The sequence below is a fragment of the Corynebacterium tuscaniense genome (assembly GCF_008693065.1).
GTDB classification, from domain to species: Bacteria; Actinomycetota; Actinomycetes; order Mycobacteriales; family Mycobacteriaceae; genus Corynebacterium; species Corynebacterium tuscaniense.
Genome location: NZ_VXKH01000064.1, coordinates 1 through 8547, shown reverse-complemented (window position 1 = coordinate 8547; position 8547 = coordinate 1). Strand labels below are relative to the sequence as shown.

General features: G+C 60.4%; 7 protein-coding genes, 5 tRNA genes and 1 pseudogene. 1 reads left to right on the top strand and 12 read right to left on the bottom strand.

What is annotated here, in order from left to right:
• Positions 1-166 precede the first annotated feature (166 nt).
• The 12 genes and pseudogenes from F4V54_RS09290 to scpC all read right to left on the bottom strand — a co-directional run.
• A pseudogene (locus tag F4V54_RS09290) lies at positions 167-670 on the bottom strand (IS30 family transposase); the annotation flags it as partial.
• 89 nt (positions 671-759) lie between these two features.
• Positions 760-832, bottom strand: a tRNA-Phe gene (locus F4V54_RS09285).
• 22 nt (positions 833-854) lie between these two features.
• Positions 855-928 (bottom strand) — tRNA-Asp (locus F4V54_RS09280).
• Between the two features lie 162 nt (positions 929-1090).
• Positions 1091-2191, bottom strand: coding sequence for an HNH endonuclease signature motif containing protein (locus F4V54_RS09275; protein WP_150386949.1), 1101 nt, complete (start codon positions 2189-2191; stop codon positions 1091-1093).
• Positions 2192-2382: 191 nt separating this feature from the next.
• Positions 2383-2456: transfer RNA gene (locus tag F4V54_RS09270), tRNA-Asp, on the bottom strand.
• 1 nt (position 2457) lies between these two features.
• Positions 2458-2533: transfer RNA gene (locus F4V54_RS09265), tRNA-Glu, on the bottom strand.
• 63 nt (positions 2534-2596) lie between these two features.
• Positions 2597-3010, bottom strand: coding sequence for a YccF domain-containing protein (locus F4V54_RS09260; RefSeq protein ID WP_198021506.1), 414 nt, complete (start codon positions 3008-3010; stop codon positions 2597-2599).
• Positions 3010-3309, bottom strand: a complete 300-nt coding sequence (locus tag F4V54_RS09255) for a hypothetical protein (RefSeq protein ID WP_150386948.1) — start codon at positions 3307-3309, stop codon at positions 3010-3012. Before F4V54_RS09255 ends, F4V54_RS09260 begins: the two co-directional genes overlap by 1 nt.
• A gap of 20 nt (positions 3310-3329) precedes the next feature.
• Entirely contained in the window at positions 3330-4094 is a 765-nt protein-coding gene (gene zupT / locus F4V54_RS09250) for a zinc transporter ZupT (RefSeq protein ID WP_150386947.1), read from the bottom strand.
• A gap of 3 nt (positions 4095-4097) precedes the next feature.
• Positions 4098-5798 (bottom strand): long-chain-fatty-acid--CoA ligase, encoded by a 1701-nt coding sequence (locus F4V54_RS09245; RefSeq protein WP_150386946.1) that lies wholly within the window; start codon positions 5796-5798, stop codon positions 4098-4100.
• An 83-nt stretch (positions 5799-5881) separates the two neighbouring features.
• Positions 5882-5954, bottom strand: a tRNA-Lys gene (locus F4V54_RS09240).
• Positions 5955-6000: 46 nt separating this feature from the next.
• Positions 6001-7500 carry a succinyl-CoA:acetate CoA-transferase ScpC gene (gene scpC, locus F4V54_RS09235; protein ID WP_150386945.1) on the bottom strand — a complete coding sequence of 500 codons (1500 nt, stop codon included), beginning with the start codon at positions 7498-7500 and terminating at the stop codon, positions 6001-6003.
• Positions 7501-7657: 157 nt separating this feature from the next.
• On the opposite strand from scpC, the gene dusB reads away from it, so the two are divergent.
• The coding region (dusB, locus tag F4V54_RS09230; protein WP_150386944.1) for a tRNA dihydrouridine synthase DusB at positions 7658-8547 on the top strand (890 nt) is incomplete at its 3' end.

The window sequence follows — 8547 nt, the reverse complement described above, 5'->3', positions numbered from 1 at the left end:
GCTATATTGAAGGAGCGAAAGCCAACGGCTGGAAACAAGCCATCAACCAACTATCCGTGGCATACCCCGACCGATTCGCGGACTACTTGTAAACCAAACCCCGCACACAAAAAATCGGACACTCTCAACTGGGCTGGATATCAGGTGTCTACCTAACGGGGGTCAGGTCCCCATCAGGAACAAACACCACCCGCCGATGACTCCCCTTGACCACGCCTTTATCAACGTCTAAAGCAGTGCGCCGACTCATGCCACACGCATCAGCGGCACTATTGCGGTCCATGCCGCATACTCGCAACTTCAGATACTCCACCCTGCGCGTTGTCGCCACCGCCCGCCGATTGCCACTTGGTTTACGCCACGCACCAACAGCCACGCCCACTCGGTACACCGCAGACGGATCAAGCCCAACAGCACGAGCAATGTCCATCGGCATTAACCCTTGAGCAAACAAACCGGCAATGGCATCCCTGTCAGCCTGAGTCAGCGGAGAACGCGCCCGAAGCGGCAAACTGTCACGATGCGCTATCCGATACGCCGTCGATAACGACCACCCAAGCCGCAGCCCAGCAGCACGAACCGACAGCCCCTCAACAACGACCAACCGGTGAAACCGAACAACCTCATCACCACTCGGATCCCAACGCGAACCAGACACAACCAACACCAACTTTCCAATCAGTGTTGCAACGATCCCTAGAACTTAGGGGGCACCCGAGCGTACGGAAAACCCCGCGCCGATGACGCGGGGTTAAAATGTGGCCAGAGCCAGGATCGAACTGGCGACCCCACACTTTTCAGGCGTGTGCTCTACCAACTGAGCTATCTGGCCGGAACCGCTAAAAGCAGTTCAGCGACCCTGACGGGACTTGAACCCGCGACCTCCGCCGTGACAGGGCGGCGCGCTAACCAACTGCGCCACAGGGCCTTATGTACTTGTCATGCTCGAGCGGAGATTTTATCCTGCGTCTTGCACGAATTGATACCTTACACAGAGTGTTTAAAACTACACAAACCAGCACCACACGGGCATTTTGTGGCACACTTCGTAGCCGGTTGTTGCCGGCTATTAGATGAACGAAGATATTGGTTACCTTCCGTAGAGCAGTGTCATGGCTCCGTAGGGGTGGGTGGTGTTGGCCACGAGGTGTCCCCGGGGTGAGCGCCAGGTTGGTACACCCCTGATATTCTCCACCCAGCCCCGGTGGGCATGTGCGGGGTCATCATCATTGGTGCGGTTGTGATAGCGACACAGCATCGCCAGGTTATTCATGTTCGTATGCCCACCCCTCGACCATGCTTTGATGTGGTGGACCTGACAGTTATCAGCCGCATGCCGGCACCCCGGTACCGGGCAGATTGGTGACAAAGCCCGTGCTAGGTCACGCTGTTTCCGGTTCGCGAAGCGTTGAGTGTCATACAGGTTCACCGCACCTGCCTGCGGGTGGAACACCGCCACCTCCAACTCATCCCCATAATTCTGAGCCAAATACTCAGCTCCAGTCATGGTGGTGCCATCAGTCAACCCCAAGATGGTGTCATCCCCGTCACCGCCCACAATGGTGATGTGGTCTTCTAGGGGGATCAGGATTAAGGGGCGGGGAACAGCCGGAGCAACTCGAGCTGGGGCGGCATCCCCTTCACCTTGAGCATCAGGGCGAAGACCCAGGATGGTCATTAAGTTCTCGTACATCTGGGGGCCTGCAGGGCCATCCCCGAGGCCCTGGCGTGAGGCGAACTCGATAGCTGCTGCGTCTTCTTCTCTAGCCGTGATGATGATAGGGCGCCTCTTTTTACGTGAGCGCCCAAACCCCACCGCCGGTTCCGGGGCAGGCTTATCCACCTCCGGGACGATGGTCTTCGCCCGACGCTGAAGCGTTTTATAGTCACCCGGAACCGACAACAACGCCAAACGTAACCGCCACTTCTCAGCAGGGTCAGCGATAGGTGCTAACTGTCCCTCGATGTAGGCAAGCTGATCCAAGGACTTCTGAGTCGAGCGAGCTACCTTGATCGCGTTTGCTTGTTTACGGGTGAACTTCGTTTTCCCGTAGTAGACCGTGTGAACTTTCGCCCATTCGCGAATACGGGCAGGGCTGCAGCCGGTATCGCGGAGGACCTGGGCATCAAAGGATGCCAAGGACTCCATCGGGTTGGTTAAACCCGCCACTAGTGCTGCAAAAGGATTCATGCCACGCACACTAAACCGAAAACCAAAAACGCGCGAAAAGGGGCCGAAAAGCCTGTGGATAACCCGAAAATCCATCCACAGGCCCCGCGCTCCAGAACACGCCACGTAGCCAGATGACGTGCACAAACAGCCCGGTTCCCGACACAACGAAAAAAGTTAAGGCCCGAGCCAAACGCTCGGACCTTCCGCTGCGACCCTGACGGGACTTGAACCCGCGACCTCCGCCGTGACAGGGCGGCGCGCTAACCAACTGCGCCACAGGGCCTTGGTACCCCCAACGGGATTCGAACCCGTGTTGCCGCCGTGAAAGGGCGGAGTCCTAGGCCTCTAGACGATGGGGGCGCTAGACAGCTCGCCTATCATAAGCCCGGCGCAGGCGCAGCACCAAATGGGCTGGTTAATCGATCAAAACCTGAAATTAGTGGGCGCCGGGAAATGGCTCGCGTCGCGCGAATCCACCACGGTCTTGCCAAAGGGGAAGCAGGTTACGGGGATGAGTTTCAGGTTAGCCCACGCCAAAGGCAAACCAATGATGGTGATTGCCTGCGCAGCCGCCGTCACGATGTGCCCGACGGCAAGCCAGAGGCCTGCGATGATGAACCAGATGACGTTGCCGATGAGGCCCAGTCCCCCACCTCTACCGGTGTCCACAACTTCACGTCCGAACGGCCACAGCACGTAGCCGGCGATGCGGAAGGAGGCGAGTCCGAACGGAATGGTGACGATCAGTAGGCATGCGACCACGCCCGCCAGGACGTATCCCAGGAAGAGCCACAGGCCAGCGGTAACAACCCAGATGATGTTGAGAATTAGTCGGATTAGTTGCATACCGTAAGCATAGGTGGGGTCGACAGGTCGTGCCCCGCGGAGACCACGTTGAGCATCGGCTGGCGGGGTTTCACACGTGTCAGAGTCGACGTGCGGCCGAGGGCGTGCCGCGCGGATGGGCTGGAGGATTTCGCGCGCGTCCGGTTCAAGCGCTGCTGCCTCCGCCCGCATTCCGTGGCGCAGAGCGCGGACTCGTCGATGTAGGCAGTGCGGTGGGAGGAGAGGGAGCCGGGTTCGAGCGTCGTGAAGCAAAAGCCGAATGGGGAAAGCTGCGGGTGAGCACGAGTCATGTGATTCCCCTGCCCGAATTTTAGGCGAGCAAAACTAGGCTCACGGCCATAACGGCCATTCCCCCGACGACTCCGTACACAGCGGCGTGGTGGCGGCCGGTGGCAATCGCGGTGGGCAGCAGCTTGTCCAGGCTGACAAAAACCATGATCCCGGCAATGACGGCGAAGGTGACGCCCAAGGACGCGGGGCCGAGGAATGGCTTTAAGAAGATATAGCCGATGATGGCTCCGACGGGCTCCGCCAGACCGGACAGGGCGGCCCAGCCGGCGGCTGCCCATTTCTTACCCGTTGCCTCGCGCAGCGGCACGGCAACGGCAATGCCTTCGGGAATGTTGTGGATCGCAATGGCGAACGCCAGCGGCAACGCCAACGACACATCCTGCAACGCCACGAAGAAGGTGGCAAAACCTTCGGGGAAGTTGTGGATGGCGATGGCCAGGGCCGTCATCACCCCCACTTTCCGCATGCGTATGCTGCCGGCCGTCCTGGGCTCCTCATGCGGGTTAATGTCTTCGGGCACGAAGCGGTCGATCACCGCGATGAGTAGTACCCCTGCGAAGAATGCCACGGGACCCCACATCGCCGCCCCTGCTACCCCAGCTTCTTCCAGCCCATCCACGCCCTCGGGCAGCAGCTCAACCAGGGAGATGTACAACATCACCCCGGCAGAGAAACCGAGGGCTGCCGCCAAGAAGCGTTCGCTGGGGTGGCGTTGGAGGGCGACGATGAGGCCGCCGAGGGCCGTCGATAAGCCTGCGAGGGCGCAGATAGCAAACGCGACCATGCGTTAATTCTTCTCGAGTCGGGCGAGCAATGCGTCGCGCACTTCGCGGCGACGGGTCTTGCCCAGCTGATCTGACGGCAGACTTTCGAAATGGTAGAACGTGCGCGGCACCTTGTAGCGGGTGAGATTCTCGCGTGCGAAGTCCTTCAAGCCCTCCGGGTCGAGCACCGCGCCCTCGCCGAGTACCACGCATGCGACGACATCCTCCGAACCGTCCTCGCGCGGGCGACCGACCACCGCAACCTCCACGATGTCCGGGTGGCGGCGCAGCGTCTCCTCCACCTCTGCGGGGTATACGTTGAAGCCACCGGTGATGATGAGCTCCTTGATGCGACTGACCAGCTTCACAAACCCGTCTTCCTCCATCACACCCATGTCGCCGGTGCGGAACCAACCATCGTGGAAGGCCTTTTCCGTGGCTTCGGGGTTGTTCAGGTAGCCGCCGAAGACCTGCGGACCCTTGGCCAGGATCTCGCCGGGCTCGCCATAGGGCATGTCCTCATCGAGGTTCTCCGGATTAGCAATGCGGATCTCCGTATCCGGGAAAGGAATGCCGATGTAGCCGGGACGGCGGTCGTCGGTAGCAGGGTTGCCGATGAGGATCGGCGAGGTCTCCGTTAACCCGTACCCCTCCACGAGGCGGCCACCGGTGAGCTCCTCCCAGCCCTCGATGACCTCCGCAGGGAGGGAGGAGGCGCCGGAGAAACCGGTCTGAACGGCGGACAGGTCCACCCCCTCTTCCTTGGCGGTTTCGACGATGCGCTCAAATACAGTGGGCACGCCGGGCACGAAAGTGGGCGGATTTTTCTTTTTCATTTCGCTCATGATCAGCTCCATCTGCGGCGCGGGCAGCAGAATGAGCTCGGAGCCAATGAGCACGGTAAGCGTGAGCGAGAATGTCAGGCCGTACGCATGGAAGAACGGCAGTGTAGCCAGCATCCGTTGCCCGGGTTTCTGCAGGTCTTTCACCCACGCCACACCTTGCTGCGGGTTGGCCAGCAGGTTACGGTGCGTGAGCACCGCGCCCTTCGGAGCTCCCGTCGTGCCCGATGTGTACAGGATGAGTGCGGGGTCATCGGCATTGCTTGTCCGCGTCCCCAGCGCCTCCCCCGTACCCACCCCCACCAGGTTCTCCCACGACAGCGTGCCGGCAGAGGGGCCGGTGAGTGCGGCGCGAGCATCCTTGACTTTCTTGATAGGCAAGCGCAGCGCAAGACGTTTGAAGGCAGGCATCGCCTTCGTCATATCCACGCTGATGACGGCGCCCAGCGCAGTGTCTTTTTTGAGCTTTTGCACCATATCGGCGATTTTGTCCCACACGATGGCCACTTTGGCACCGTGGTCAATGAACTGGGGGCGCAGCTCGTTGACGGTGTAGAGCGGGTTGTGTTCCACCACCACTGCACCAAGTTTCTGCACCGCGAAGAAGGCTGCGACGTGCTGAGGGCAGTTCGGCAGCAAGATAGCCACCCGATCCCCTTTTGCTACGCCGAGCTTCTGCAGACCGGCAGCTGCTGCACGCACCTGGGCATCAAGCTCTCCGTAGGTCTGCCCCTTGCCAAAGAAGCGCGTGGCGGGCAGGGCATGGTTTTTGGCCAGGTTGGCCTCGTAGATGTCGTCGAGAGTTTCATCCCCGTATTCAAGAGAGTGGGCGGTCCACTCGGGGTAGTACTTCAGCCAGGGTTTCTCAAGGTTCGCAGCCATAATCGCAACACTACGCCCATTCCTGTTCTTTGCCCCACACAAGCAGAAACACCCCGCGCCGAGTGGCGTGGGGTGTTTGTGCGTGGGCCCTGCGGGGCTCGAACCCGCGACCTGCGGATTAAAAGTCCGTAGCTCTACCAGCTGAGCTAAAGGCCCGTGCCCACCCATGCTAGACGTTGGTGGGCCCGGGCCGCCAATTGGGCTACTTCATGGAGCCGGTTTCCTCCATACGCAGGTGGAAATCGAAAGCGTGACGCAGGTCGTGCGGGGTGGACTGGTACTTGCACTTAGCGGCGCGCTCGACGTACTCCTCCAGCAGTGGACGGTAGGACGGGTGGGCGATGGAGATCATCTTGGCCACGCGGTCACGCGGTGCCAAGCCACGCAGGTCTGCCACACCGTACTCGGTGATGAAGACCATTGCGTCATGCTCGGTGTGGTCCACGTGGGACACAAACGGGACGATCGCGGAAATAGCGCCACCCTTCGCCTCCGACGGGGAGATGAAAGAGGAGATGTAGGCGTTACGGGTGAAGTCACCGGAGCCGCCCAAAGCGTTCATCAGACGGGAGCCGTTGATGTGGGTGGAGTTGGCGTTGCCGTAAATATCCGCCTCGATCATGCCGTTGGAGGCGATCAGGCCCGTGCGACGGATGACCTCCGGGTGGTTGGAGATGGACTGCGGGCGCAGGACGATGGACTCGCGGTAGCGTGCTGCCTCGTTGTTCATCTTCTCCGCGTACTCAGGGGACAGGGAGAAGGAAGTCGCGGAGGCGACGGTCATCTTGCCAGCGTCAATGAGGTCGACCATGCCGTCTTGGATGACCTCGGTGTAGGCCTGGATGTTTTCAAACTTGGAATCCATAAGCCCAGCCATCACGGCGTTGGGGACGTTGCCCACGCCGGACTGCATCACGTAGCCGTCGTAGGTGAGGCGACCTGCCTTCACTTCGTTTTCCAGGAAGTCGAGGAAGTTGCCTGCGATCTGCTCGGAGATCTCGTCCGGTGCTTTGAACGGTGCGTTGCGGTCCGGGGCATTGGTCTTTACTACAGCGACGACCTTCTCCGGGTCGATCTCAATGTAGGTGGTACCAATACGGTCGCCGCACTTGGTAATCGGGATGGGGATGCGGTTCGGCAGCGATGGCACCAGCCAGATGTCGTGCATGCCTTCCAGATCTTCGGACTGCCACTCGTTGACCTCGATGATGATCTTCTTTGCAGCGTTGAGGAACTCTACAGAGTTACCCACCGAGGAGGACGGCACAATGTTGCCCTCAGCGGTGATACGCACAGCCTCGACGATGGCGAGGTCCACGTCACCGAAGAAGCCCTCTTCCACCATCATGCCGGAGTGGGAGAGGTGGATGTCCTGGAACTTCATCTCACCAGCGTTGATTTTGTTACGCATGGTCGGGTCGGACTGGTACGGCATGCGGTAGCGCAGGGCGTTAGCCTCAGCCAGAACACCGTCACACTCTGGGGCAGTGGATGCACCGGTAAACAGGTCAATGCTGAAATCCTGGCCCTTTTCGTGGGCTGCCTTCGCCTTTTCGGCGATCGCGCCCGGCAGGGCCTTCGGGTAGCCGGCGCCGGTGAACCCGGAAATACCAACCTTGTCGCCGTGGTTGACAAACTGCGCGGCCTCTTCCGCGGTCATCACCTTGTCACGCAGTTGGGCACTGTCAATGCGATCGCTCATCGTCTCTCCTTAAATGTTTGGGGTAGTCACAACGATTTCTTCCTATTGTGGCGTACGTGACACTTCCTCGCCACCACTTGCCCCACCCAATAGTGAAAAAGGTTTTGCGGGTGAATATTTCCGGTGTGGTTTGTGTACCCCACCAGCACAAGGAACAATGGCTGCCGTGACAATGACCCTTCCTGGCAACCGCCAAACACTGACCATCGGTGACCTCGATGTCGCCTCCCCCGTCATCCTTGCGCCGATGGCGGGGGTCACCAACATGCCGTTTCGCGTTCTATGCCGCGAGATTGAGCAAGAGCTCGTCGGTAGTGTGTCGGGCCTGTATGTGTGCGAGATGATTACGGCCCGTGCACTGGTGGAGGGCAATGAGAAAACGCTGCACATGACCACGTTTGCGCCGGAAGAGTCACCACGCTCCATGCAGCTGTACACGGTGGATCCGAAATATACCTATGAGGCAGTGCGAAGGATCGCGGCTCAGGACATGGCCGATCACGTGGACATGAACTTTGGCTGCCCGGTGCCGAAGGTGACGCGCAAGGGTGGGGGTTCGGCGATTCCCTATAAGCGCGAGCTGTACCGCAACATCGTGTCGGCGGCTGTGCGCGCGGCGGAGGGGTCTGGTATTCCGGTGACTGTGAAGTTCCGCGTGGGCATCGATGATGAGCACCATACGCATCTCGACGCTGGCCGCATCGCCGCCGAAGAAGGCGCCGCCGCTGTCACCCTGCACGCACGCACCGCGGCGCAGCGCTACTCCGGGCAGGCGGATTGGAATGAGATCGCCCGCCTGGTGAAGCACATGGATGGCCACGGCATTCCGGTTTTAGGCAATGGCGATATCTTTGCCCCCGGTGACGCGCAGGCGATGATGGATCAGACCGGGTGCGACGGGGTGGTCGTTGGCCGTGGCTGCCTCGGCCGCCCATGGTTGTTTGCGCAGCTCGCCGCACAGCTTCGCGGAGAGCCCGTGCCGGAGGAGCCGACGCTGGGTGAGGTAGCGCGCATTGTTCTGCGCCACGCGATGCTGCTCGCCGCCCA

Excerpts from the sequence above, each read along its gene's own strand:
- F4V54_RS09275 (WP_150386949.1), bottom strand. The coding sequence starts at position 2,191 with ATGAATCCTTTTGCAGCACTAGTGGCGGGTTTAACCAACCCGATGGAG.
- F4V54_RS09255 (WP_150386948.1), bottom strand. The coding sequence starts at position 3,309 with ATGACTCGTGCTCACCCGCAGCTTTCCCCATTCGGCTTTTGCTTCACG.
- zupT (WP_150386947.1), bottom strand. The coding sequence starts at position 4,094 with ATGGTCGCGTTTGCTATCTGCGCCCTCGCAGGCTTATCGACGGCCCTC.
- F4V54_RS09245 (WP_150386946.1), bottom strand. The coding sequence starts at position 5,798 with ATGGCTGCGAACCTTGAGAAACCCTGGCTGAAGTACTACCCCGAGTGG.
- scpC (WP_150386945.1), bottom strand. The coding sequence starts at position 7,500 with ATGAGCGATCGCATTGACAGTGCCCAACTGCGTGACAAGGTGATGACC.